The following is a 25,892-nucleotide window of genomic DNA, read 5'->3' as shown; positions in this document are numbered from 1 at the left end:
ACGAGGTCTCGAACCTCCCGTGGACGAAAGCTGACGGGACCTCACACCGACCTCGACTGAGAAAGTGAGAGAGTCCGCTCACGAGTGTTGACTTTCGAGTTGGCGGCGGAGTGACGTCGTCTGCGTATCGAGACCGGAGCCGATCTGAACATCGTAGCGTTCCGGGTCTTCGAGTTGCCGAATAGCCGGCGGGGTTTTCGAGACGGACCGGCGGGCACGTTCCTGAATCGCCGGAAGGTCGGGGAACTGGTACACGAGTTCGCCGTCCTCGATGACGGACACGAGTTGTTCACCACCGTCGCAGTCCTCGTCCCGAAGTGCAAGGATATCGCGGTCGTATTGGCCGTCTCGTTCGACGCGCCGGACGCTCTTGGCTCCCGGATACGTCACCTTCCCAGTCGAGAGCTTCATACTCGGTTGCATGTCCCCGTCCTCCTCGACGGCCACGAGTTTGTAAACTCCCTCAACCTTCGGCGCATCGGTGCTCGTCACGAGGGCAGTCCCCGGTCCGAATCCCGACCCGACACCGCCGTTCGTCAGGAACCGTCGGATTTTGAACTCGTCGATACCTGACGAGATGAAGAGGTCTGTTTCCGCAAGAATCTCGTTGACTTCCTTTGAGAGCGCCGTGAGGTCGCCAGAATCCAGCCGCACACCGGCGATATCTATGTCTTTCTCTTCGGCGACAGCACGCGCGGTCTTGGCACCGGAAACGGTGTCGTACGTGTCGATGAGAAGAATCGATTCCTCACCGTACTCGTCGACGAACGTCTCGAAGGCGGCGCGCTCGCTGGTGAAGCTTTGTATCCACGAATGAGCCATCGTCCCATAAATCGGGATTCCGAACGCTTCCCCAGCCGCGACGTTCGAAGTACCGTCGAACCCACCGATGTAGGCGGCCCGCGCGGCTTTGATTCCGGCGTCACTGCCGTGTGCCCGTCGCGAGCCGAAGTCCACGAGTGATTGTTCATCACCGTGTTGTGTAATCATATCGCGCATCCGGGCCGCCTTCGTCGCAATTAAACTCTGATACCCGATCTGATTGATAACAATCGTCTCCAACAGTTGCCCCTGCAGAATTGGAGCGGTCACCTCTACCAGCGGTTCGTTCGAAAACACCGGTGTCCCTTCCGGGAGCGCTCGAACGTCGCCCGTGAACTCCAGCGTTTCGAGGTGTGACAAGAACTCCTCGTCGAATCCGTGTTCGGTGAGGTACTCGATTACCCGCTCGCCGAAGGAAAGCGTCTCAATGTAGTGAATCGCCTGTTCTAACCCGGCTGCAACCATGTACCCTCGGTTCGGCGGGAGGTCCCTGAAAAACAGGTCGAACGTCGCTGTCGGGTTGTGATTCTGATTGTAGTACCCCTGCATCATCGTCAACTCGTACAGGTCGGTAAAGAGTGCCAGATTCTCCGGGGTGAGATACCCGTACTCTGTGTGCGCCATTGTTTGTAATTGTCATACAGATACGTTAAACCACCCCGTATACGAGACGTTACGTCTGATTACCGCACTATCTATCTTTGGCTAGTCGTAGCTCTCCGGAGTTGCAGTGGCAACGGGGGTATATCCCCGGAACTTTCCACAGACGTTTCCGTCAGGCGTCGGCGTCGAGGGTTGACACGACGGTGGGAAAGAGGATGTTGTTCTCCTTGTGAACGTGGATGTGTGTCTCTCGCTCTAACGCTTCGAGGCGTTCGAGCATCCCTCGGTAGCTGGCACAGGCGCTGTCGGGAACCGTGTATCCGTCGGTCAACTCGGAAAGTTGCTCGAGGCGCTCGGCGGTCGCTTCGTGGTCGTCTTCGAAAGTTGTGAGTTCTCGCCTGACAGTTCGAACCTCGAAGTCAGTTAGTGACCCACCACTGTCGAGTTTTCGAACTATTGGAAAGAGTTCGTCTTCTTCTTCCTCGATGTGGGTTCGCATCTCGTCGGCGAGTACGGCGTACTCCCGTTCGACTGCTCGAAGTTCTGGGTGGTCCTCACCGTGTACCTCCGCAACCTTGTGAACTAGGGATTCCAAGGAAGGGAGTTCCTCACGTAGACGGTCGTGATGAGTAGAAACGATGTGGTTGACGAGTTCGGACAGAGACTCCCACTCCACCGACTCTTCGTCGTGGCTCTCCTGTACTGCACGGAGTCGGTTACGAATGGTAGCGATATCGACGTTAGCCTTCTCGCAGGCTGTGGCGAGCGACACGTCGCCTCCACAGCAGTAGTCGATACCGAAATCCTCGAAGACGTATGCGAACGCTAGCGTCTCATCAACAAACGAACTCACTCGGCGGTCTGGGTCGAATGCTTCTTCGGTCACAGTAATCACCAACGTACTACCAGTACCTCATTTCGAGACGCATGTAGCTATTCAGCCGAACAGGTTCGGTACCGGGTACTACCTGAAGGCGAAGCCCACAGAATATGGGGTGTCGTCGCAGTCAGTCAGTTACGATAGTAGCGTTTGCAAACACTACTATAACTCCGACTCGAACTCCCCGGCTGCGAGCCCGCGACGGACGGGGTCGTGTTCTGCGTCTGTCGGCGGTGGCGACGTCACCAACAACGCTTCGAGTCTCGAATCATCGTCCGCTTTGATACCGCGTTTCGTATCCGCTGGAACGACGATGATGTCGCCGGCACCGACCCGGTGGTCGGTCTCCTCCTCACGGACGATACCGGTTCCTGACCGAACATTGACAACGAGGTCGCTCGACGGCGCGTGGACCGGAATAAACTGTCCGGGTTCGAAAAAGCCACAGATGACTTTCATCCGCTCACTTCGGAACCCTGCCTGTGCGGAGAATCGGTCGTCATCGTACGCTCGCTCGGTCTCGAAGTCGATTCGAGGCATTACAGTGTGCACCCCGAAAACTGGGTCGTTACGGAACGAACGTATCGGTAACGACAGTCTGGAACCGTCCTTTGGCAGTCACTTGTTGGAGAATACATCCCTGTTAAGCGACCCGGCGGATTCGATTCAGCATTGTCCCGAACGGGTTCGGGGTAGAACGGTTTGGTCTGTGTTCGGAGCACTCGTGAAACTCTATGCCCGCTGCCGCAGTTTTGAGGGTGAGATTCTTCCGACTTCCACGAACAGATAGCAACGAAACTCGAAATATGATTGCCCCGGTACTGGCTCGAAAACCGGTGCGACGCGAAATACTATCTGACCTCTCCAGCGCGGATTAGCGACCGAAGACTGGAGAAATCGTTCTGCATTAGCCGGTCTTCCTTCAGCGGTGTGACTATCTCTTCGAGGAGAGAGACGATTTCAGTTGCCTTCTGTCCCGGGCTGTCTACACGGTACGAAAGCGCCGTGTACGCGGCGAACAGTTCGATGGCGAGGACGGTTTCAACGTTTCCGAGGATCTCGACCAGGTGATTTGCACCGTTTGCTCCCATACTCACGTGGTCCTCCTGATTGTCCGATGTCGGAATCGAGTCCGTAGATGAAGGGTGAGCCAGTGTCTTATTTTCCGAAACAAGCGCTGCGGCGGTCACCTGCGGCATCATGAACCCACAGTTCAAGCCCGAATCTTCGACGAGGAATGGAGGGAGACTATCCGAAGGCATCGAGTCGGTTTTTCCGTCACTTCTGCCCGCTGCGTCACCGCCGGTCAGTTTGAATATCCGGCGCTCAGAGATGTTTGCGACTTCCGAGACAGCCACCGAAAGCATATCGAGGGCAAATGCGACAGGCTGGCCGTGGAAATTGCCGCCGGAGACTACGTCACCCGCTCCGCGCTGTAACACCAATGGGTTGTCCGTGACGGCGTTCAACTCGCGTTCGATGACGCCTCTCACGTGTGTCAGCGTATCTCTGCTTGCACCGTGTACTTGTGGGATGCACCGCAACGAATACGAATCCTGTGCCCGGTTCGCCTCGGCTGCGGACGTCACAAGTTCGCTTCCTTCGATTCCGTTCCTGATACGTTCAGCCACGTGCTTTTGGCCAGGTTGGTTGCGAAGCTCGTGAATCTCCGCCCGGAACGGGTCGCTGATGCCACGGAACGCTTCGAGCGTCATCGTCCCGACGGTATCGGCGGTGTCGAGCAGTGTTTCGGCGTCGTGAACAGCCAGTGCCCCGACGGCGGTGATGTAGTTCGTCCCATTTATCAGGGCGAGCCCTTCCTTCGCTTCGAGACCCGGCTCACCTTCTTCTGTGGTGAGCGGGTCGACTTCAATCGAAGTTAGCACTTCACTGGACGGGACCCACTCGTCTTCGTGACGTGCCTTCCCCTCGCCGAGCATCGCGAGCGCGACATGGGCAAGGGGTGCGAGGTCACCACTCGCACTGACCGACCCTTTCCGAGGGACGTGGGGGTAGAACCCCGCGTTCAGCAGGTCACGTAGTTTCAGGACGACGTGTACTCGCACTCCAGAGCTTCCGGAGAGCAACGAGTTCAGCCTGAGGAGCATCATCATGCGCGCCTCGTCCTCGTCGACCGGGTCGCCGATACAGACCGCGTTGCTCCGGATCAGGTTCTTCTGGAGTGTCGCGACGTCTTCGGGGTCGATAACCTCGTTTTGACTGGCACCGAACCCAGTATTGACGCCATAGATTATTTCACCTGTTCCGATGCGTGATTCGAGATTCGAACGCGCAGTCCGCACGCGCTTCAGTGCCTCGTCGCTAACGGACACTTCTTCGTGGTCGCGAGCACAGGCTACTGCGTCCTCAATCGTGAGGTCAGACCCGGTGAGTTCGATTACCATCGACCTTCCTCCTGATTCAGTGGTGTGTCTTTCTCGCTCGGCTTCGTCGTCGCTTGTGTCATACGTATCATTTCTTTGGCTCCTCCAGTCGTTGTCTGAGTAACTCCGTGAACGTGTCTTGGTCCTGCCAGGTGATGCTCTCGAGCGCAACGGCATTCAACCGGGTCACGAACCCGAGTTTCGTGGCGACTAACTCGAGCCACGCGGATTCCGCTCTCTCGGCGGTACGTACCTCGACATGTCCAAATTCGTTCGTGATGTGGGCAATTTCCGTAGACTCGCCATCGTCTGGGTTCTGCTGAACCACGAGCACGTCGGACGACAGCGGTCGGAGCTGTGGTTCGAGAAATCCGACGAATGTCGAGCGTTCCTGCCAGGAGAGACATTCGAGTGTGACTGCATCGAGACGAACCCGTGCTTCGGACCTCGTCGCATCCAACTCCAATCGTACTCCTTTCGGTGTTTCGACCCGTCGAACGGCTACGTCCGCGTCATCACTAACGACGCGCGTGAGAGGTGTTACGGTAACGCTCTCGGCCGTATTCACGGTCCTCTCGGCTGTATTCCTTCCCGTCATGGTCAGAGGAAAAACGAAAGGTTGCGCGTGGCGAGGATGGTTTGGTCGAGGTAGACGGTTCGTCGGGCTAACTTGAGTGCTCCATCGACACGGCGAAGTTGGTCCTCGCGCTCCCCGACGAGCAGGTCGTGCTCGGTCGTATCCCCCTGATTTCGATAGAGCAGCAGATTGCTCTTCACCCGGATTTCGTCGTCCGATTCGTCGTGTACCCGAACGTTACTCACAAATCGTCGCGTCCGAGACGGGGGGTTTTCCGCCCATGCGTATTCTCTATCGTAGCGCTCCACCCGTGTGGTGAGCGTGCCCATGTCCTCACGATAGAGGAACCCATCCTCACTGAACGATGATTGCTCTGAACCTCGCTCGCGCGTGACGCGGCGGGGGACTCGATACTCGACGTCATCCGTGAGTAGTTCGAGCCATTCGTGGAGTTTCCCGTCGTCCAATCGCTCCGCCTCGTCGAACAGGAACTCCTCGCACTCCAGGCGGAGTTCGAAGCGTTCACTCATTGACATCCTCGGTTGCTGAATCGATGGGCCGTCCGGTCATCGAGCGATACCAACTCTGGTAGAACGTCTGCATCGTCCCGTCCTCGAAGTTCGTATCGTACACCGCACCCGGGCCGGGCCACTCGTCGGAGATGTTCGTTGCGTCACCCATCTCTCCAACCCCCATCTGGAAGTTCGACCTCCGACCGATTTTCTTCCCGAAAGTGCTTCCGGCAGCCTCCGCGATGCCATCCCAGACGGCGAAGTCGTCGACCTCGAAATTCCCGGCGACACTGAACGTGCTGATGCCGGTGTCGTATGCACGCTGTTTGAACTCTTCGGAGGAATCCCGTGGCACGAGAATCCAGTTCCACACCTGCGTCTTTTTTGGCCCTAGTGGCTGCCACTTCCGAATATTCAAGAACGCGGTAACCTCGCGATTCTCCGGGTCGGCGTTGAGGTTCATCTGAAGGAACGAGAAGTTCGGGAACACGGTTCCGACGCTGGATACGAGTCGCTTTGCAAGGCGGAGTTCCGATTCAGAAAGGTGTGTCTCTGTGAAGATGTCTTCCGGATAACCACCAGCAAATTCCTGATTCTCGAGATAGGCGAGCATACACGAGTGTCCGCTGCACTCGGTTACGTCGACTGGCGTCCGTTCGGCACCGACTGCCGAAAGTTCCGGCGGGAAGATATCCAGGTCCATCGCGGACTTGTGAGTGGCGAGCGTATGGTAGGAATCACCCGTAAAGTTGTCCGCGCCGATTTTCCAGTTCGTATCGATTTCCCATCGAATCGGTTCACCGACGACTTCCATTCCACCTTCGGCGAACTTCAGGTGAAGGTCGAGATACCATTTGAAATCGCCGAGGTACTCGTCCAGAGAGGGTGCGGTAGCCGAGAGCGATGCGAACACGAGTCCCTCGTAGCTGTCGACCTGCGGGGCGGAATCGAGTGCGTGCTCACAGGTATCGAGTTCTTTGAAGAACTGTTCTTTGTGCGGGACGCCGACGAGTTCGCCGGTGTTCTTGTAGGTCCAGTTATGGTACGGACATCGGAAGTACGATGTGTTGCCCTGTTCGGCACGGACCACCGTGGTCCCCCGGTGTTGGCACGAATCGAAGAGCACCCGAACCTCGCCGGTATCGTCTCGAACGAAGATAAACGGACTGTCGCCGATGTACCGCTTCGCGTAATCTCCCGGTTCCGGAATCTCCGATTCGTGTCCAACGAATACCCACGTGTCGCTGAACACTCGTTCGAGTTCTAACTCGTGTATTTCGTTGTCGTTGTGTATCCGCGAAGGGATTGTTCCAGTCTCCCTGATGTTTCCAACCTCTTCTATGACCGTTTGGGTCTGAGAGGATGTCCCGACATTCGTGCCTCCTGATACCATGCCTCTAGGAGATTTTGTCAATGGTTAAATAAGCTATGTCCGTATGGAGCTATATTGAAGTGATTAACTGAGGTTCACCATAAAATAGTGAGTGGTATTTTCAGGGAACTATCCGGTTACAGACCTTCTCAACTGGTGGGTGCCTATCGAGCGATTGCTGTCGTTTTTGAAAATTGTCGTATTGCATAACTTACAGCATCGATTCGTAGATGCATACGGGCTATTGCGACTATTCCTCCGAGACAGACCCGTGGCGTTTAATTTCGGTACGGGTGTCGAGAGCGGTTAGGTGTTGTATATTGAACACGATAGTCAGAGACTGCAACACAGTTTGAACAGATCCTCCTCGCAGTTCCGGCGATAGTAGCGTTTGCAAGTCATTGCACACTCGCTCGACCGCTATCGTGCGATTGGATGTGTCACCAGTTGCAAACGCTACTATAGGCAGAGACAGACAGACAGAGGATACCAAACTCAACTCAGTTCTCCGAAACTCCGCAGAGACAGCGCGAGCATTCATCGAGCTAGATATATTGGAACTCGAGTATATGCTCCACAAAACTATGACACATGGTATTGAGTGTCACAACATGGAGAACATCGATGTATCCAGACGGGAGGTGCTGGCTCGGGTCGGTGCCGCCGGAATTGGCGCACTCGCCGTTGGTACGGGAACCGCCGCGGCCGACAGAAAAAACGAGTACAACATCGGGATTGCATCGCCCGCAGCCGAACGGGCCACGCGAAGTGCAGCCGACCAAGTCGTCCGGACGCTGGACTGGGATGACGAAAAAACAATCACCGGCACGTTCTCGGACGAGGCGATAGACAATCTCCAGAACCGACCCGGCATCCGGTATACCGAGGAGAACGGCAACTTACACGCCATCGCGCAGACGCTTCCGTGGGGTATCGACCGCGTGGATGCGGAGGTTGCACACGCCGATGGGGAAACGGGCGGTGACAACACAGACGGCGAGGGGGGTGCCGATATCGCGATTATCGACACCGGTATCGACAGCGACCACGATGACCTACAAGCGAATCTCGGCAAAGGCAAAGCCTTCGTCGAGTGTAAAGGCAGTCCCCATATGTGTGGGCAAAAATGGGACGACGACAACGGGCATGGAACCCACGTCGCCGGGATTGCTGGGGCTGACGACAATAGTCTCGGTGTCGTCGGCGTCAGTACAGCGGCGACGCTACATGCGGTCAAAGTTCTCGATAGCAACGGTTCGGGGTCGTACTCCGACGTTGCGGCAGGCATCAAGTACGTCGCCGATCAGGGGTGGGATGTCGGGAACCTGTCGCTGGGCGGGTCGCGCTCCAGCACAGTAGCAGATGCTGTCCAATACGCCGATAAGAACGGTGTGTTCCTCGCAGCGGCCGCGGGGAACAGTGGACCTTGTACTGACTGTGTCGGCTATCCCGCTGCTGAACCCGAATGCGTCGCGGTGAGCGCAACCACGAAGAACGATTCACTCGCCGACTTCTCGTCAACTGGTCCCGAAGTCGAGCTTGCTGCCCCCGGCAAAGGAATCTATTCGACCTATCCTGGAGATGATTACAATACGCTCTCCGGAACATCGATGGCCAGTCCCCACGTGGCCGGTGCGGCGGGGCAACTCATGGATAACGGATATACGCATCAGGAAGCCCGTACCCAACTCAACTCCACGGCGGAGGATATCGGCCTTTCCTCGAACGAACAGGGCAACGGCCTGCTCGATGTCGAGGCGGCACTCGGCACTGCAGAGCTCGGTGTCGACAGCCTTTCTGCGACCGAGGTCGAGACGAGCAACGGCGACGCCGAATTCGACGTGTCGTGGTCGGTGAGCGACCCGGACAGCAACCTCGATACGGTCGACTTTGTCCTCCAGGATACGACCGCTGGATCACAGGATGATTCGGTAACAGTGAGTGTGAGTGGCGACTCGGCGAGCGGCACCACCCGACTCGTCGCCAGCGGTGACGAAAACAGCGGTCACAGTTACGATGTCACCGCAACCGTCACCGACGGAGACGGCAACACGGCCTCAAAGACTGTCAGCACGTCAGAGACAGAAGACATGCCGGCGGTCGACAGCCTGTCACTAACCGAAGTCGAGACGAGCGACTCGGACGCGGAGTTCGATGTAGACTGGGCCGTGAGCGATGCCGACAGTGACCTGCACACGCTCGACCTCACCTTGTACGAACTTGATAGCGACAGCAATCGAGTCGAGACTGAAGACTCGGCCAGTCCGAGCGTTTCCGGTGGCTCCGTAAGCGGCACCACCCGACTCGTCGCCAGCGGTGACGACGGGAGCGGCAACACGTACGAAGTGGAAGCTGTCGTGTCCGACACGGACGGAACGACAACTTCCGACACGGCGACCGCGACAGAGAGCGAAGAGACGGAATCCGCGCCGACTATCGACACATTCACCCTGTCGAGCGGGAGTCCCAATAACCCGCACGCCGAGGTTACCGTCGATTGGGCAGTCAGCGACACCAACAGCAACCTCGATACCGTAGAAGTCATCGTCGACGACGCCGACGAGTCCGAGACGTTCTCGAACACGACCGACGTGAGCGGCGGGAGCGCGTCCGGGACGGACGAGTTCACGGACAAGTTCGACTCGGGTGAGTACGGTGTCACGCTCACCGTCACCGACACGGCCGGGAACTCGACGACCGACTCAAAGAGTATCACCGCCTGAGACCGACTGCGTAAAGCGGGCGGTGCTCCCTCCTGCGAATTTCGATTGACGAGTAGCCACGGATTGATGGAGTGATGGCTGCCTCACGCGAGCGATGGCTCACCTCGGGAAGTCACGAAGATACCGCCCTACCTCTGGAGTGGAACTCCGTTTTCCGAGTCCTCGGCGTACGACGGTTCACTCCGTTGTGGTGTCGCCGATGCGGTCATTTCCACGGGTTCGAAACCAAGTCGGTCTGGACATCCGCACCGACCTCGATTCGGCAGTCGGTTCGTGGCCGAGCAATACAGCACAGCACGTATCCCGCCTCGATATGCCGGGTCTTCAACGCTCGTGGCGGACGGTCGTACAAAATAGCCCCGTCGATGAGCCGACCAACACAGGTTGCACACGCACCCGTCCGGCAACCGAACGGGAGGCCGATGCCCGCCGACTCGGCGGCTTCGAGAACCGTCTCGTTCTCGCTCGCTGGCACCGTCTCCTCGCGGCCGTCCCGCCACGTTAGCGTGAGGTCGTGACGGGTCGCCATCGACCTACTGCCAGACGTCGCTGGTGCAGTCGCCGTCGGGCCACCGAATCTCGTGGGCGCGCGCTGGCCCGTCCGGGAGGTTGCCGAAGTCGACGAGGAAGTCCTCGTCGAGTTCGAGCGTCCCTTTCCGGGGGTCGACGTCGGCCTTGAGCATCACCGACCCGTGTTCTTTTTCTTCGGGGAAGAACTGGTCGTCCCACGTCGAGTACAGCGAGGTCGTCCAGTAGAGGCGCTCGCCGTCCAGCGAAAGCTGGAGCATCTGCGGTCCGGCGACCAGCTCGCGTCCCTGCACGTCCCGGATGTCGCCGTAGTACCCGCCAATCGAGATGGAATCGACCTTCCGTGGGTTACTCGGGTCGGAGATGTCGTACATCCACACCTCGCCGTGGACCCAGTTGCTCCCGAAGAGGTATCGGTCGTCCATCGAAATCAGGATGTCCGTCGGGAGCGCGGGCACGGGCATGTCCCAATCTTCGTGTTCCCGGGACTCGAAGTCGATTACCTTCTCCGCGTGGTACTGGTCGTCTTCCTCGAAGAAGTGGAAGATGTTCGAAGACAGTGCCGCGTTGACGTAGCCGTGGACTGACTCCGGGGTGTGTAGGAACCGTGTTTCAAGCGGAATCAGTCCTTCCTCGCCGAGGTCGATGGTTTGTTCGACGGTCCCCTCCGACCAGTTCCAGATGTGCAGGCGGCGACCGTATTTCCCGGCCTCGACATCTTCCATGTCGAATCCGGGCTGGTAGGTCACGGGTGCGGCCCACTCGCTGGAGACCATCACGTTGTGACGTGGCTGGTACCAGAAATCGTAGTTGAAGTCGATTTCGCCCGGCGGGTCCCAGCGGCCCTCGATTTCGAAGTCGTCGTTGAGTTCGAGGAAGCCGCTGGGCGATTCGCCATCGGCGTTCCCAGTCATACTGATGAGTATCTCCCCGTCGGGGATGCAGTGGACGGTGTGCGGCCCCGAGAGGTCGTACTCGTGGACCTCCTCGGGTTCGATGACTGTCTCTATCTCGGGGTGTCGCCGGTCCTTTGTGTCGAGAATGTGGAGACGCCCCGACCGGTTGCCCGGGACGACGAGGTACTGTCGTTCGAGCCCTTCGACGTGACACGACGACGAACAGGCGTTCCAGCCGAAGTGGTGGAGTTCATCGCCCCTGTTCGGCATCTCGACGCGGTCGATAATCTCCTGATACATGTCCGAGTCCGGGTCGACGTCGACGACGCCGATGAAATCGGGTGCCTCGATATCGCTACCAGTGTAGAGTCCGACGACGTAGGCGACCGCTTCCGGCGTCGATTCTTCGATGGCGGCCTGGGGCGTCGCGTACCCTGGACCGTGTACGTGGTGTTCGTGGTGTTCGTGCTCGTGGTGTTCGCGTTCTTGTTCGTTGTGTGTTGCCATGAGACATACTTCACCAGAGCAATACGAAGCGAGGGCTTGTGTAGATGTCCATTGCGCAGAATACTCAACTCGACGCCGGGCGACAGACTTTGACTCTGGGGATGGCGTGGATGACACCTTCCGCCGGTGGCACTACTGCTCGCGTGCGGCCTCCAGCGAGGCGAAAAAGCCGTAGTACGCGACGACGCCCGCGCCCAGGCACAGGTAGTAGGCCCACTGCGGCCCGTTCAGTACGTCGAACAGGACCGTCACCCCTGTCACCCACACGAGCGCGAACAACAGGTCGGTCAGCATCCCCGAGCGGTGTTCGCGGACGTGCTCTCGAATCGTCTCGGTGAGGCTCACCACCGGTCACCTCCGTTCGGTGGCGTGTGAGGCTGGTTCATTCTCGTGTGGGATGAGACACGAATTCTCGTGTGGGGTGAAACACGCATGGTTTACGCTTCTTTCTCGTGAACGTCGACGACGAGCACTGGAAGCCGAGTTCGTCGGAGGACCTTCTCGGTCACGCTCCCGAGGATGACCCGCGAGAGTCCGGAGCGCCCGTGGGACCCCATCACGACGAGGTCGATGTCGTTGTCCTCGACGAACTTCCTGATAGCCCGGGCTGGTTCGCCGGACGTGACGTGTTCTTCGACGGTGAGCCCGTGTTCGGACGCGATATCTGCGACGTATCCTGTCGCCTCATCAGCTTCCTCCCTCACTTCGGGCATCTCGTCGAGGTGTCCTTGCCGTATGCGGTCGACCTGCTCTGAGCCCAGCGAGTAACTGGTCGCGTCGACGTCGATGACGTACAGCGCGTGGACTGTCGAGCCGTATTTCGATGCGATGTCGACCGCTTGGTCGACGGCGTACTCCGCTGTTTCGCTCCCGTCCGTCGGAACGAGGATGTGTTCGTACATTGGTTAGTCGTCCGCGGGGGTCTGGCCCCCGTCGGTACTCACGACGTCTTCTGCAGACTGTTGCTGTCCCATCGGTTCGGGACTGTGACACTGCCGAACCATCTTCTTAATCTGCTCTGGCGGTTCGGCCGTCGCCATCGAGACGGCAATCGTGACGATGAACACCAGCGGCGTCCCGACGAGGGCCGCACCGATGGCCGGCACGACTTCGGCGAAGGCGTCGCTGAAGTGGAAGATGAGGTCGTTGACGACCGCGGCAACCCAGAGCGTGAGGCCGACGGTCATCCCGGCGAGCGCTCCCTGACGGTTCGTGTTCTCCCACCAGAGTCCGAGGAAGAACATCGGGAACAGCACGATGGCCGCGAGCGAGAACGCCAGTGCGACCAGTTCGCCGACGAGCGCCGGCGGGTCGAACGCGGTAATCGTCACGATGATACCCAGTGCGATGATGGTCGCCCGCCCGACGAGCACCTGCTGGCGCTGAGTCGCGTCGGGGTTGACGATGTTCGTGTAGATGTCGTGCGAAACGGCGGACGAGGCGGTGATGAACAGCCCGGCCGTCGTCGCAATTGCGGCCGCGATACCGCCTGCCGCCACGAGACCGACAAACCACGTCGGCAGGTTCGAGAGCTGAGCCGCCAACACCACGATGAGGTCTCCCTCACCGCCGCTCATGCCGCCGTTCGCTGCGAACGTCGGGCCGTACTGGGAGGCGTCGTAGAGGTCGACACCGAAGGCCGCCAGCGCGGGCGCGCTCCAGTAGAGGAGCAGGATGAAAAACAGCCCCCAGACGGTGGACTGGCGAGCGGTCTTCTCGTTTTCGACCGTGTAGAACCGCACCAGCACGTGCGGGAGACCGCAGGTACCGAAGATGAGCGAGAACGCCGTGGCAATCCAGAGGTAGAACCCTGCACCCGCGAACGGTTCGGAGAACTCCGCCGAGAGCTCACCGATCAGCCGTCCGTATTCGATTTGCGGGAGCACCGTCGAGTAGCCGCCGGTGAAGCCGACCACGTAGACGGCCGTCAGGAACGCGACGATGAGGATGACGTACTGGACGGCCATGTTCTTGGTCGCACCCATCATTCCGGAGATGGTCAGGTATCCAACTGTGATGGCCATCATCACGATGACCATCGTGACGTAGTCGGTCCCGAAGACGTACAGGCCGACGAGACCCATGCCGCGGGCCTGCCCGACCGAGTAGACGAACCCGATGAGAATCGTCGTGAGCGCGCCGATAGCCCGTGCGGTGTCGGAGTTGAAGCGGTCGCCGACGAAGTCGGGTGCCGTGTACTTCCCGAACCGGCGCATCTGCGCGGCCAGGAAGATGAGGAGGACGAAGTAGCCCGTCGTCCAGCCGATGATGAAGGCGAGACCGTAGAAGCCCGCGAGGGCGACAAGACCTGCCAACCCGAGGTACGAGGCGGCAGACATCCAGTTAGCACCGATTGCCATTCCGTTCTCGATGTTCCCAATCGAACGACCGGCAACCCACATTCCCTCGGTGTCGGCGACCTTGAACACGTAGCCGATGGCGAGGAATAGGGTCAACATCCCAACGACCATGATGGCCGGGATGAGTTTGAACGAGATGTTGAGCGCCTCGGGGAGCAGGTCGCTCGACTGGAGGAAGAGACCCGTCAACGTCATTCGACGCTCCCTCCATCGGCGACAGCGGCCTCACCGCTTTTCTCACCCTTCGAGTCCTCCGTCGCGGCGGAGTGGTCGATGCCGTACTTCTCGTCGAGTTGGTCGCGCTTGCGGGAGTAGATGAACGCGAGCACGAGTGAACTGGTCGGCGTCAAGACTGCGACCAGGAAGTAGTGCGCCGGGAACCCGATAACCGGTAGCTGCGTGGTCATGGTCGCCGGCGCGAGGTAGGTCAGGACCGGCGGCCCGAACGTGAGGAGTGCCCACGCGATGAAGCTCACCCAGACCACCTTCAGGTGGTCCCGCATGAACGGGGTGCTCGGCTTCAGCAGATTCACCTCGCTGTTTAAGTAGTCGACTTGTTCGTGCCGGGCGGCTGTGTCACGACCGGCTTGCGCTTCGTGCGAGTCAATCTCTGACTCAGTGATTTCGTTTGACATAGTTTAATCGTCTCGTTCTATCTCTCGATAAACACGGTAGTTGGTGTTCAGTCGCTCTGTGCGTGGACCTTCGCTTCGATCTCCTCGACGATTTCGGGGTTCCGGAGCGTCGAGGTGTTCCCGAGTTCGTCTCCGTTCGCCACGTCTTCGAGCAGGCGTCGCATGATTTTCCCCGAGCGCGTCTTCGGCAGTTCGGGCGTGAAGACGACTTTCTCGGGGCGGGCGATTGGGCCGATGCCGTCGTTGACGCCTTCGATGATACGCTCGCGAAGGTCCTCGTCGCCCTCGTAGCCGTCTTCGGTGATGACGTAGGCGTAAACAGCCTCTCCCTTGATTTCGTGGTCGCCGCCGACGACCGCCGCTTCGGCGACGCCTTCGACGCCGACGATGGCGGACTCGATTTCCATCGTCCCGAGACGGTGGCCGGAGACGTTAATCACGTCGTCGACCCGGCCGAGGATGGTGATATAGCCGTCCTCGTCGATTTTCGCGCCGTCCTCGGGGAAGTACACCCAGTCGTCAGGGTCGTCGCTGTCGGTGTCGGAGTACTCCCGCCAGTACTCGGAGATGTAGCGCTCGTCGTTTTTGTACAGCGTCCGGAGCATTCCGGGCCACGGCTTGTTCACCGTAAGGTAGCCCGCGCGCCCGGGTTGTACTTCCTCACCGTTCGTGTCGACGATTTGGGCGTCGACGCCGGGAAGTGGCGGACCGGCCGCCCCGGGTTTCATCGTGCCGATTCCCGGAAGGGTCGTAATCATCATCCCACCTGTCTCTGTCTGCCACCACGTATCGACGATGGGGCAGTCCTCGTTGCCGATGTACTTGTGATACCACTTCCACGCGCGCGGGTTGATGGGTTCGCCAACCGTCCCGAGCAGGCGGAGCGACGACAGGTCGCGCGACTCGGGGAACTTCTTACCCCACTTCATGAACGCGCGAATCGCCGTCGGAGCCGTGTAGAAGATATCGACGGCGTATTTCTCGACGGTTTCCCACAGACGGTCGCACGTGGGGTAATCGGGTGTTCCCTCGTACATGACGGTCGTGGTGCCGAGCGCGAGTGGGCCGTAGACGATGTAGGAGTGACCGGTAATCCAGCCGATGTCCGCAGAGCACCAGTAGGTGTCCTCGGGTTCGATATCGAGCACCGCGTGCGAGGTCCACGCCGCGTACGAGAGGTACCCGCCAGTGGTGTGTTTGACACCTTTGGGCTGGCCGGTCGTTCCCGACGTGTACATCAAAAAGAGCATGTCTTCGGCGTCGCGCTCGACAGGGGCGACGCGCTCGCCGTCGTGCTCGTCCATCAACGCGCTCCAGTCGTGCTGGTTACCCTTCAGGTCGTGCCCGAACCCGTCGTCACCCAGTCGGTCGACCACGACGACCGATTCGACGCCGTGGTCGACGCCATCGAGACCCTCGTTCGCCTTGTCGAGGTGGTCGAGTGCGTCGCCGCGGCGGTAGTAGCCGTCACAAGTGACGAGATACCGGGAGTCAGCGGAGTTCATCCGCGTCGCGAGCGCCTCGGCAGAGAACCCAGCAAAGACGACCGAGTGGGGCGCGCCAATGCGGGCGCACGCGAGCATGGCGATGGGCAACTCCGGAATCATCGGCATGTAGAGGGTCACCACGTCGTCTTCCTCGACGCCCTGTGCGCGAAGTGCGGCCGCGAACTCGTTTACTTCGCGGTAGAGGTCCTGATACGTGTAGGTCCGCGTCTCGCCGAGTTCACCCTCCCACTTGATTGCCACCCGGTTCTTGTCACCGTTCTCGACGTGCCGGTCGACACAGTTGGAGGAGGCGTTTAGCTTGCCCCCGGTGAACCACTCGTAGAACGGCGGGTTCGAGTCATCGAGTACCTCATCGTAGTCGCCGTCCCAGTCAAGCAGGTCGGCGGCCCGCTCCCAGCACTCGGGCCAGTTCTCCTCGAACTCCTCGTAAATCGAGGGGTCCGACACGTTCGCCTGCGCGACGAACTCTGCAGAGGGTTCGAATTCCGCCTGTTCTTCCAGCCGCGCCTCCAGTTCAATGTCACCATCTGCCATATGTCATGCTAACGAGTCTCGACAAAGGGCATAAGTAGGCTATCTAACTATCAAAAACCACTAGGTAGCTGATTAAAAATTCTCTTACTGCCCTCACAAGGGTATACAACCTGTTCTCTGTACATTCGACTATTATCTGATTATATTAGTAATTTATACATCAATAACGATTGTTTGTGCGCTACTCGTCACACCCTAAAGGCCTAGGGTCGGGGTTCGGTTTCCGGCTCGTCGTCGTCGAAAAAGGACGTTAGGAGCTTCTGCTGGGCAGTTCGGAGGTGTTGATGCAGGGTTGGTGAGGAGATATCGATAGAATCGGCGAGGTCTTCAGCGGTACTGCCGCGCGGCCACTCGAAGTAGCCCGCAAGATAGGCCGCCCGCAAGACCGATTGCTGCTTGTCGGTGAGTCGCGTCGCCAGCGACTCTCGAAAGTCGGCCGTGTTGCGTGCGGGACGTTCGACCTCGTGTTTGGCCACGAGTTCGGTGTCGGGGTACGCGTCGGTGAGGTCGGCCATCACATCTCGAAGTGGCGTTTCGTTAGAAAACTCACTGGCGAAACGGGCGACGCCATCCTCCGCGACGAATCGCGAAACGGTGCCGTCGTAGGAGGTGAGCGTCGTAATCGTCGACCCGGCTGAGAGTGCAACTTCGAGAAGCGACTCCTCGCCCCGGTCACGAATCAGACGGATGTTTTCGACTTCCGCTGCTGTGACCAACTCGTCGAACACCGCGTCGGTCGTCACGCCTCGTACGGTGAGGAAACACAGCAAGGACTGTTCTTCGATGGGGACGACCCCGCGAAGGCGAACCGTACAACCGAGGTCAGCAGAGAGTCGAACCAGCAGGTCGTCGTCGTCGGAGCACTGAAACTCCAGTTGAACGACCGTATCGGCCAGGAGTAGCTTCCTTCGCTCTACGGCGGTGATAGCCTGCCCAATGTGACGCCCCAGCGTCAACAACACGTCTTTCTCGGAGTCAGTCACGTTTGCCCGGTCGAGGGCGAGATAGAGGGCACCGTACGCAGTCTCGCCGTGTAGCAGCGGGACAATGGTAACTGCCCCGTTTGCGGTTCCCGTAGGCAGGTCAACAGCTGTAGTCGTCTGTACAGCACGGTTGTGGCATGCACGCTCGGCGTAATCCGTGCCCCGACTGGAGAGTGACTGACGGACTGCTTCGAGTGACGCCTCGTCGAGGCCGGCGGCGGCAGCGAGCGACACCCGCGCATCGTTTTCGTCCGACTCTATCCAGGCGAACTGATAGTGCTCCGAGTCACTGAATCGGTCACAGACCGTCTGTTCGACTTCGCTACGCGTGCTCACCGACGGGAGCGCCGAACCAACGCTTCGAACAGTCTCTACGACTTGCTGTAACCGGTCCGTCCCACCACGGTCGGAATGTCCGTTACTCTCGTCGGGCTCCGGCGAAAACGCGTCCAGTATTGTGTCCTCATCTGGGTCGTCGAGAAGCGGAGCGAGACTCTCTATCCGGTCCCACCCGCCGATGCTCATGACTACGGACGGGTGAACGCCGTCAGAGAGCAGTGTTCGGGCGAAGTAGCGTCGGAGGTCGCGCGTCGAGATGTCCGCAAGGCCCTCGTGACTGGTCTTTTCGGCGGCCCGCTCGCCAATCGAAGAGACGAGCATCTGCAGACGCCGTGGCGTGACGGGGAGCACTCGCTCCGTCTCGCCAGTGTCGTTGGCTCTGACGTACTTCCGAATGTCGTGTTCGACGTCGCTCGGCAGGTGCGCGTCTCGGCCGTCGGCCGGTACAGTGAGTAGATACAGGTCTGTTCCCCGGTGTGTCCGCCGGGTGATGTGTGCGGGTTTGAGTTGGCTCATCTCGACCGGTTTGAGACCGACTTCCGCGCCTAATCGGAGCACGAGGTCCTCCCGGTACGTCTCGGTTGCCCGCCGCAGTCGCTCGTAGTCCCCCGCAGTCAACCACGTTGTACCGGACTCACTACGCCCCATTCTTTCGCTAACTTCGTCAAAGTCGAACTAAATCGTTCCGGTGGGAGGGATACTTTCGGTCCGTAAAAGAGGATTCTCCCCCGATAACACACGATTTCACACTGATAAGGGGTTTCGAGTTACCAAATATTTCCGAAACAGCGGTCAGTTGTCCCGAACGATGGACTTGAGTTCGCCGACGATTTCGGGGTTCCGGAGCGTCGAGGTGTCGCCGAACTCCTCACCGTTTGCGATGTTTTCGAGGAAGCGCCGCATAATCTTCCCCGACCGCGTCTTCGGGAGGTCAGGAGTGAAAACGATAGCATCCGGGGTAGCAATTCGGCCGATGCGCTCGCGAACGTGTGAGGAGATTCGTTCACGCATCTGCTCGTCACCCGAGATAGCTGCCTCAAGCGTGACGTAGGCGTGAACGCCATCCGTTTCGGCGTTGTCTACGCTGACGACGGCTGCCTCGACGACACCTTCGACATCGACGATGGCGCTTTCGATTTCCATGGTGCCGAGGCGGTGGCCGGAAACGTTTATCACGTCGTCGACCCGCCCGAGGACGGTGATATAGCCGTTCTCGTCTACCTTCGCACCGTCACCGGTGAAGTAGTTCCACCCGTTCACGTCGACCTTCGAGGTACCCTCGCGACCCCACCGACGTCCATGTCGAAGTGCCACCGGCATTCCCGGCCACGGGCGGGTGAGGACGAGATACCCCGCCTCGTTCGGTGGAACCTCCTTCCCACTCCCATCCACGATTTTCGCGTCGATGCCCGGGAGCGGCGGGCCGGCCGACCCCGGCTTCATGGCGTCGACGCCCGGGAGGGTCGTAATCATCATGCCGCCGGTCTCAGTCTGCCACCACGTATCGACAATCGGGCACTCCCCGTTGCCGATGTGCTTGTAGTACCATTCCCACGCGCGCGGGTTGATAGGTTCGCCAACCGTCCCGAGCAGGCGAAGACTCGACAGGTCGTGCCGTGCGGGATACTCCGCACCCCACTTCATGAACGCACGAATCGCCGTTGGAGCCGTGTAGAAGACGTCGACGGCGTTGTGCTCGATGAGATTCCAGATGCGGTCTTTCTCCGGGTAGTTAGGCGTCCCCTCGTACATAACGGTCGTGGCACCGACCGCTAACGGGCCGTAGACGACGTACGAATGACCGCTAATCCACCCGATGTTTGCCGTCGAGAGGTACGTGTCCTCGGGTTTGAGGTCCAACACCGTCTGCGACGTCCACGTCACGTGAGCGAGATAGCCGCCGGTGACATGTTCGACCCGTTTCGGCTCACCCGTGGTACCCGAGGTGTGGATGAGAAAGAGAACGTCATCGGCCGCCCGCTCGACTGGTGGAACCTCCGAACCGGCGTGGTCGCCGACCAGTTCGTCGTACGTGTGCTGATTCTCTCCGAGGTGTTCGGCCTCGTCGAGATGCTCGACGATGACCATCTCGTCGAGGTCGTGAGCGGCCTTGAGGCGGGCGTCGTCGGCCTTGCTCTTCAGGAAGATAGCGTTCCCCCGACGGTAGTACCCGTCGCAGGTGACGAGGTACTCCGAGTCCGCGCTCTCGAGTCGGGTTGCGAGTGCATCCGCCGACAGCCCCGCGAAGACGACTGAGTGTGGTGCGCCGATGCGGGCACACGCAAGCATGGCGATGGGCAACTCCGGAATCATCGGCATGTAGAGGGTCACCACGTCGTCCTCCTCGACGCCCTGCGCACGAAGTGCGGCCGCGAACTCGTTGACCTCGCGGTAGAGGTCCTGATACGTGTAGGTTCGCGTCTCGCCGAGGTGGCCTTCCCACTTGATGGCTACCCGGTTCTTCGCTCCGGTTTCGATGTGCCGGTCCAAACAGTTGTAGGAGGCGTTCAGCGTCCCCCCAGCGAACCACTCGAAGGGTGGCTCATCATTCGGGAGGACACACTCGTACGGTTCGCTCCAATCGATTGTCGCCGCCGCATGTTCCCAACAGTCCGGCCACGTGTCACTGAACTCACCATAGATAGACCCGTCGGAGACGGTGGCCTGCTCGACGAACGACGTGGGAGGGTCAATTCGCCCGTGCTCGGCCATCCTCGTTTCGAAGTCCGGTCCCCCACCGTTCGACATGCACAAATCCAATCGCCCTCAGGACAAAAAACGTTCGTACTCCGGAACGATAGTAGCGTTTGCAACTGGTGACACATCCGAGCGCACGACAGCGGTCGAGCGAATGTGCAATGATTTGCAAACACTACTAGAGGTGCCGTTCAACAGAAATTCGAGAGAGCTGCCGGCCGCAAGAAGCAAGCACCAATTGTCCAATTGGTATTATTCACTATCTCCCACAGGACACACGAGATACAAATCTCTGGACCGCACTGGCAGCCCATAGAACGGCCCTCCACCTCACGCTCAATACCAGTGATATCAGCACGCTCGGCGACCATCTCAAGATTGACCTAGAGGAAGTCGCCTATACGAGGTCTGTTCAAGAATGATGATTCGTTGTGTTGTTTATGAGAGATGACGGAGCAGCGCTTCAGTTACTTCCTCACGCTCATGATGCACCCAATGTGAAGCACCAGGAAACATCCGTAGCTGACTGTTTTCACAGTAGTCGGCGCTCTTTTTGGCCATCGAAGGGAGAAGTGCGATGTCACCTTCTCCCCAACAAATCAGTGTCGGCTGGGTAACGGTGTTTCGTGGTGGGCTTTCCGAACGACGGAACCCACGATACCAGTTTACCCTCGGACCAACGCCGGTGTGCCGCCAGGCCGCGTGATAGCGGTCAATCGTTTCTTCGTCGAACGTTCCAGGGTTTGAAGTTACTTCAAGAGAAGCAACCATATTGTCCATATCGTTCCGACTCAACGCCCATTCGGGTAGCTTCGGTAACTGATAGAACCATACGTACCAGCTTCGGGCAATCTGTTGGGGACTAGATCGTAAGACGTTTCGATACACCGTGGGATGCGGGACATTGAAGATTCCGAGTCGATTGACGATGGATGGATGACGGAGTGCTACGTGCCAAGCGACGAACCCGCCGAAGTCGTGCCCAACTACGTGGGCCGATTCCCGGCCCTCGCTGTGAATCAATTCACATACGTCAGAGGATAGTTCTGAGACCCGATAGGAATCGATTCCATTGGGAGCTTCGCTCAAATTACAGCCCCGCTGGTCCGGTACGACCACACGGAAGCCGGCTTCGACGAGCGAAATGATCTGGTCGCGCCAGCCGTACCAGAAATCGGGATGCCCGTGTAGTAAGACGACCAGTGGAGCGTCGGGTTCGCCTGCGGCGACGACGTGTAACTGAACATTATTGACGGTGCGATAGGTAGATTCAACACGGGGATCAGCAAGCAACGATGCATCAGTATTCGGGTGAGTTTTTGTATCAGTCATCAGTATTAGTTTGGACCTATAATCTCTACTCTTTACTGCTTGGTCGCCTCGACAATTGCCATTCCCGCGGTGGGACCGACACTCTGGCGCTGGATGCCGGAAAAACCGGCCGTCTGAAGCCACGAGGAAACTTCGTCGTGTTCGTAGACGTCTGCCCCGAGCGTCGTGTGGTAGGTTAGTGCGACGAACCGCAAGCCTGCACGGCTGACTGGCGTCCGTCCGCTTCCCTCCCACTGGTCGAGTACGACTATCCGTCCGCCCGGAGCGAGCGCGTCTCTCACCCGCTCGAAGAGGGCGGTGTTCTCAGCGGGACTGTGCGCGTGGATGACGTTGAAAAGCAGGGCCAGGTCGTATCCCTCACCGAGGTCGTCGGTCCAGTAGTCGCCTGTCCGGGTATCTAGACGCTCGACTATCTCGTCGGGGATGTCGTCCTGCATTGCGTCGATAGCGTCCGGGAAGTCGAAGATAGTGGCGGAGAGGTCAGGATGTCGTCGGCATAATTCCATGGCGTACAATCCGTGCCCACCGCCGACGTCCAGCAGGCGGCCCTGCCCCGCCGGAACGGTCATCGCGTCGACAACGTCGTCGACGAAGATCGACGCTGTCGCCCGGAAGCCCTCCTGTGCAGTCTCCCAGCGAGCGGGTTCCTCGTCGAACCACTCGTAGATGGACTGGCTCGGCTCGCCCTCGCGTATCGCGGTTTCGAGTTCTCGCTCCCAGAACGGCAAGACGAGGTCGTTCCAGTAGGTGAACCAGGGTCCCATGTTCGTCTCGGACTCGGCTAGCAGCCACTTCTCTGTCATTCCCGTGAGCCGGTAACGGTCCCCTACCGCCTCGAGGTATCCCTCGGTTACGAGGAAATTACAAAGCACGGCAATCCCGTCAGGATGGGCGTCGAGACGGTCGGCAAGGCTCTCAGCCGTCAGCGGACTATCCACATCCGCCAGGGTCTCGAAGAGACCAATATCTAGCGCGAGTGTAACCGACGTGAAACTCGATGCACCGAACAAATCAAGCATCGGAGCTGGGCCCTTGTTAAGTCGAAGCAAAACCAGCCGTTCGAGGAAATTGGGGTTTACCGGCATACTACCTGATAGCAGTCTGTATGGTGTATGGTTACTGCCGCAGTCATAGGGTGCTTTTAAATCCACGATTCGAGCTGAATCGCGTCAGCGGGAAGGCTTGGAACGAATCAATCTACGCTGCTCGTTAAAGCCCGAAGTATTACGGGTGGAGCACTACCCCATGCGTTCTTTGGAGGTCACATTGACAGCGAGCTTCAAAAGTGTCTCTTCATAAAACCGTGTTTAAATAATTGATGACGGCACTGTCTAGATAACCTCCTCAGCTGGCGTTCGTCCGCCAAGCGCTTGACACGGTCGTTGCACGTTAAAGTAGTGAACGAACAGTGCAAGTCTCTGGCGGACGCTCAGCCGACTGCCCACCCAATCCTAATCGAGAGTGTTCAGTCCGATAACCGAACTAATTAACCAGAAACACCGCTTCCTCGAAATTGTGTTTCTCGGCGACCCAGTGAAGGAATGCAGTTGCTGGATCAGTTCCACGTCGTTTGACCAATTGCACGTCGAGGAGTAACTTTGTGTCGAGGTTTATTGCATCGTACAACCAAGACCACTCGCCATTGATTTTGACAGCGGGACAGTGCCGATTGATTATATATCTACCATATGTGGAGATACTCGGAGCAACTTCAGTGAACGATTTCGCTAAACACACGTTCTTCGACTTTTCGAAGGTGCTCACCCACCGTTCCAGGAGCGATTCCGACAACCCCGCCAATGTCCTCAAGTGACGCTTGGCGAGGTTCGTTGTAATACCCCAGCTCAACTGCCGTCTCTAGCACTTCTTCTTGCCGAGATGTAAGCATCCTGCTGAACGATGATTCGTTGGGGTCATAATCACCCATTTCAAGAAGTTCAAACGTAACAAAGTCTATATCTTCAATATATTCGGATAACTTTTTGAATGTGTCGTCAGATCCCAAGTAGGTTACCTTGAGATAATCATTGGAAGTAAAGTAAATCGGTGTGTCGATTACTAGGTTTGATTCTCGTTGTAGTTCCAGACCCCGACGAGTCTCCTCTGTCGGCTCAAATTGACTCACAGCCATCCAACGGTCGTCTCCGGAGACAAGATAATCATTGACATGAGGGGAACCCTCCATAATTTGTTTATATCGTTCCTGACTGCCGCTTGCCTCGGCAAATAGCAGCACGGTATCATCATCAAGAAGCTCGATATGATGAATGGCTCTTCGCTTGATAGATGGTTCATCTGTCAGTTGCTCTCCAAGTGGATGGAACGCACTACCTCCATTTGGTTTGAGTAGAGCCGTAAGATACCGCATACAATGAGTTGGAGTGCGTTAATGTAAAAGCTCGTGGATGTTCTACATCCCAAATGCTCATGCCGCTTGCTTGTATTTCGACCCTGAAGGCCCCACCGTATCGAGAGGATTAGCATAGTTTTCGGACGATGTAACGTTAGAGTGAACACCTCATCAAGTAGCGCCCGGTCCGTGGAAAGATTACTTAGACGCACCAAGACGGTAAGTCCGAATCGTACGATAGTCGATATGAAAACGGGGCGATTCTTGATTTACACCTATAGTAGTGTTTGCAAGTCATTGCACACTCGCTCGACCGTTGTCGTGCGATCGGATATGTCACCAGTTGCAAACGCTACTATAACGACGACCAGAAGGCACGTTCTACTGGATATCTGATTCGGTCTTTGTCACGATGGAGATAAGTTACGCATCAAAATCATCTTCCGAGATTGTGGGGAAGCATGACCCAATATTGGATATATCATCATAGAATATATTTTCTTAGATTTCTCTGGACCACTGCATCGTTCGGCAAATGGAAAGGAGAAGCCAACGCCGACGCTTAGACCGTTGACACCATCTCACGCGGATGAAACTTCGTCTCGATACATTCCCTTGTGTAACGTCCAATCGTACTTCTGATACCGTATTCGAGGCCGGTCTCCACGCTCGATAACGCCGTAGCGTTCGAGCGTGTCGTATATGCCACTGCGGCCCCCGAAGTTACCACGAAAGTACAGAAAGAGACGCGACACCCACACGTCGTTGGCGTCGCGGTCGTATCTCGACGACTGCTGGAGGAACGAGGTTGCACTCCGCTCAAGTTCGTCGTCGATGTTGCTTGCCGTGTACGCGACGATTGGCGGACAACTTTCGGCACCACAGTTGAGCGCGAAGTGAATACGTGGGTCGACTCCAAGAAGGCGATATGTGCGCTCGAACGAACTGGGAAACAAACGCGGGAGGTACCCGAGGCCGTACTTCCACTTCGACGACCGAAGGATGCCGTGTTCGATATCGTCGAGGCTGAGGTCGGTTCCAGCAACGATGTGCCGTTGCTGCCCGAAGAACCGCCGTTTGTGCTCGTACAACGAGATATCTACCTGTAAGTCCCGCTGGACGAGCGCGTTGTACACGTTAACCCAGAATGCCGTTACCGCGTCGCTCCGCCCATCAAGTTCCGAGAGGAAGGCGTCGTCCATCGCTGCGAGTTCGTCGAAATAGCCGTCACTATCCTCGTTGCGTTTGACGGCACGGAAAAGCTCATACGAGAACGCCGAAGGGGAAGAAAGAGCACTCATGGAGGTATTATGAAGTATTCGTCGGAGCGTCTTGATTGCGACGTGGATG

21 protein-coding genes and 1 pseudogene are annotated in these 25,892 nt (G+C 58.1%); 1 reads left to right on the top strand and 21 read right to left on the bottom strand.

Going from position 1 to position 25,892, the window contains the following annotated elements:
* Nucleotides 1–78 precede the first annotated feature (78 nt).
* The 7 genes from HFX_RS16125 to HFX_RS16095 all read right to left on the bottom strand — a co-directional run bounded on the left by HFX_RS16125 (nucleotide 79) and on the right by HFX_RS16095 (nucleotide 7,171).
* Nucleotides 79–1,446 carry a nicotinate phosphoribosyltransferase gene (locus HFX_RS16125; protein WP_004056249.1) on the bottom strand — a complete coding sequence of 456 codons (1,368 nt, stop codon included), beginning with the start codon at nucleotides 1,444–1,446 and terminating at the stop codon, nucleotides 79–81.
* A gap of 151 nt (nucleotides 1,447–1,597) precedes the next feature.
* The gene (ric, locus tag HFX_RS16120; protein WP_004056250.1) at nucleotides 1,598–2,320 is read right to left on the bottom strand and encodes an iron-sulfur cluster repair di-iron protein; all 723 of its coding nucleotides are present in this window, start codon (nucleotides 2,318–2,320) and stop codon (nucleotides 1,598–1,600) included.
* Nucleotides 2,321–2,467: 147 nt separating this feature from the next.
* Nucleotides 2,468–2,845, bottom strand: coding sequence for a cupin domain-containing protein (locus HFX_RS16115; RefSeq protein ID WP_004056252.1), 378 nt, complete (start codon nucleotides 2,843–2,845; stop codon nucleotides 2,468–2,470).
* 311 nt (nucleotides 2,846–3,156) lie between these two features.
* The gene (gene hutH, locus HFX_RS16110) at nucleotides 3,157–4,710 is read right to left on the bottom strand and encodes a histidine ammonia-lyase (RefSeq protein ID WP_004056254.1); all 1,554 of its coding nucleotides are present in this window, start codon (nucleotides 4,708–4,710) and stop codon (nucleotides 3,157–3,159) included.
* A 67-nt stretch (nucleotides 4,711–4,777) separates the two neighbouring features.
* On the bottom strand, nucleotides 4,778–5,257 hold the full coding sequence (locus HFX_RS16105) for a hypothetical protein (protein WP_014732670.1): 480 nt from the start codon (nucleotides 5,255–5,257) through the stop codon (nucleotides 4,778–4,780).
* Between the two features lie 32 nt (nucleotides 5,258–5,289).
* Nucleotides 5,290–5,796: an aromatic-ring-hydroxylating dioxygenase subunit beta gene (locus HFX_RS16100; protein WP_004056256.1), complete on the bottom strand. Its 507-nt coding sequence runs from the start codon at nucleotides 5,794–5,796 to the stop codon at nucleotides 5,290–5,292.
* Nucleotides 5,789–7,171 carry an aromatic ring-hydroxylating oxygenase subunit alpha gene (locus HFX_RS16095; RefSeq protein WP_004056258.1) on the bottom strand — a complete coding sequence of 461 codons (1,383 nt, stop codon included), beginning with the start codon at nucleotides 7,169–7,171 and terminating at the stop codon, nucleotides 5,789–5,791. Before HFX_RS16095 ends, HFX_RS16100 begins: the two co-directional genes overlap by 8 nt.
* Before the next feature lie 590 nt (nucleotides 7,172–7,761).
* On the opposite strand from HFX_RS16095, the gene HFX_RS16090 reads away from it, so the two are divergent.
* Entirely contained in the window at nucleotides 7,762–9,873 is a 2,112-nt protein-coding gene (locus HFX_RS16090) for a S8 family serine peptidase (RefSeq protein ID WP_014732669.1), read from the top strand.
* Between the two features lie 205 nt (nucleotides 9,874–10,078).
* Here HFX_RS16090 and HFX_RS16085 read toward each other — a convergent pair whose 3' ends face one another.
* The 14 genes and pseudogenes from HFX_RS16085 to HFX_RS16030 all read right to left on the bottom strand — a co-directional run bounded on the left by HFX_RS16085 (nucleotide 10,079) and on the right by HFX_RS16030 (nucleotide 25,843).
* On the bottom strand, nucleotides 10,079–10,402 hold the full coding sequence (locus HFX_RS16085) for a 2Fe-2S iron-sulfur cluster-binding protein (RefSeq protein ID WP_004056262.1): 324 nt from the start codon (nucleotides 10,400–10,402) through the stop codon (nucleotides 10,079–10,081).
* A 4-nt stretch (nucleotides 10,403–10,406) separates the two neighbouring features.
* Nucleotides 10,407–11,804, bottom strand: coding sequence for a selenium-binding protein SBP56-related protein (locus tag HFX_RS16080; RefSeq protein ID WP_004056264.1), 1,398 nt, complete (start codon nucleotides 11,802–11,804; stop codon nucleotides 10,407–10,409).
* 132 nt (nucleotides 11,805–11,936) lie between these two features.
* Nucleotides 11,937–12,149: a hypothetical protein gene (locus HFX_RS16075; protein ID WP_049917396.1), complete on the bottom strand. Its 213-nt coding sequence runs from the start codon at nucleotides 12,147–12,149 to the stop codon at nucleotides 11,937–11,939.
* Nucleotides 12,150–12,241: 92 nt separating this feature from the next.
* Nucleotides 12,242–12,706, bottom strand: coding sequence for a universal stress protein (locus HFX_RS16070; RefSeq protein WP_004056272.1), 465 nt, complete (start codon nucleotides 12,704–12,706; stop codon nucleotides 12,242–12,244).
* A gap of 3 nt (nucleotides 12,707–12,709) precedes the next feature.
* Nucleotides 12,710–14,359: a VC_2705 family sodium/solute symporter gene (locus HFX_RS16065; RefSeq protein WP_004056273.1), complete on the bottom strand. Its 1,650-nt coding sequence runs from the start codon at nucleotides 14,357–14,359 to the stop codon at nucleotides 12,710–12,712.
* Nucleotides 14,356–14,799: a DUF4212 domain-containing protein gene (locus HFX_RS16060; protein ID WP_004056287.1), complete on the bottom strand. Its 444-nt coding sequence runs from the start codon at nucleotides 14,797–14,799 to the stop codon at nucleotides 14,356–14,358. Before HFX_RS16060 ends, HFX_RS16065 begins: the two co-directional genes overlap by 4 nt.
* A gap of 47 nt (nucleotides 14,800–14,846) precedes the next feature.
* Nucleotides 14,847–16,841 carry an acetate--CoA ligase gene (gene acs / locus HFX_RS16055; RefSeq protein ID WP_004056289.1) on the bottom strand — a complete coding sequence of 665 codons (1,995 nt, stop codon included), beginning with the start codon at nucleotides 16,839–16,841 and terminating at the stop codon, nucleotides 14,847–14,849.
* 203 nt (nucleotides 16,842–17,044) lie between these two features.
* Nucleotides 17,045–18,811 (bottom strand): bacterio-opsin activator domain-containing protein, encoded by a 1,767-nt coding sequence (locus tag HFX_RS16050; protein WP_004056290.1) that lies wholly within the window; start codon nucleotides 18,809–18,811, stop codon nucleotides 17,045–17,047.
* Between the two features lie 144 nt (nucleotides 18,812–18,955).
* Nucleotides 18,956–20,911: an acetate--CoA ligase gene (gene acs, locus HFX_RS16045; RefSeq protein ID WP_014732668.1), complete on the bottom strand. Its 1,956-nt coding sequence runs from the start codon at nucleotides 20,909–20,911 to the stop codon at nucleotides 18,956–18,958.
* 387 nt (nucleotides 20,912–21,298) lie between these two features.
* Nucleotides 21,299–22,192, bottom strand: a complete 894-nt coding sequence (locus HFX_RS19350) for an alpha/beta fold hydrolase (protein ID WP_014732667.1) — start codon at nucleotides 22,190–22,192, stop codon at nucleotides 21,299–21,301.
* Between the two features lie 32 nt (nucleotides 22,193–22,224).
* Nucleotides 22,225–23,211, bottom strand: coding sequence for a methyltransferase (locus tag HFX_RS16040; protein WP_004056296.1), 987 nt, complete (start codon nucleotides 23,209–23,211; stop codon nucleotides 22,225–22,227).
* Nucleotides 23,212–23,523: 312 nt separating this feature from the next.
* Nucleotides 23,524–23,848: pseudogene (locus HFX_RS19345) on the bottom strand (IS6 family transposase); the annotation flags it as partial.
* A 55-nt stretch (nucleotides 23,849–23,903) separates the two neighbouring features.
* A complete protein-coding gene (locus HFX_RS16035) occupies nucleotides 23,904–24,560 on the bottom strand; it encodes a helix-turn-helix domain-containing protein (protein ID WP_014732665.1) in 657 nt (218 codons plus the stop codon).
* Between the two features lie 563 nt (nucleotides 24,561–25,123).
* Nucleotides 25,124–25,843, bottom strand: a complete 720-nt coding sequence (locus HFX_RS16030; protein WP_004056303.1) for a DUF547 domain-containing protein — start codon at nucleotides 25,841–25,843, stop codon at nucleotides 25,124–25,126.
* Nucleotides 25,844–25,892: the final 49 nt, after the last annotated feature.

It is taken from the genome of Haloferax mediterranei ATCC 33500 (assembly GCF_000306765.2).
Classification (GTDB): domain Archaea; phylum Halobacteriota; class Halobacteria; order Halobacteriales; family Haloferacaceae; genus Haloferax; species Haloferax mediterranei.
The sequence above is the reverse complement of the archived record's forward strand: the minus strand, read 5'-3'. Positions and strand labels throughout refer to the sequence as shown.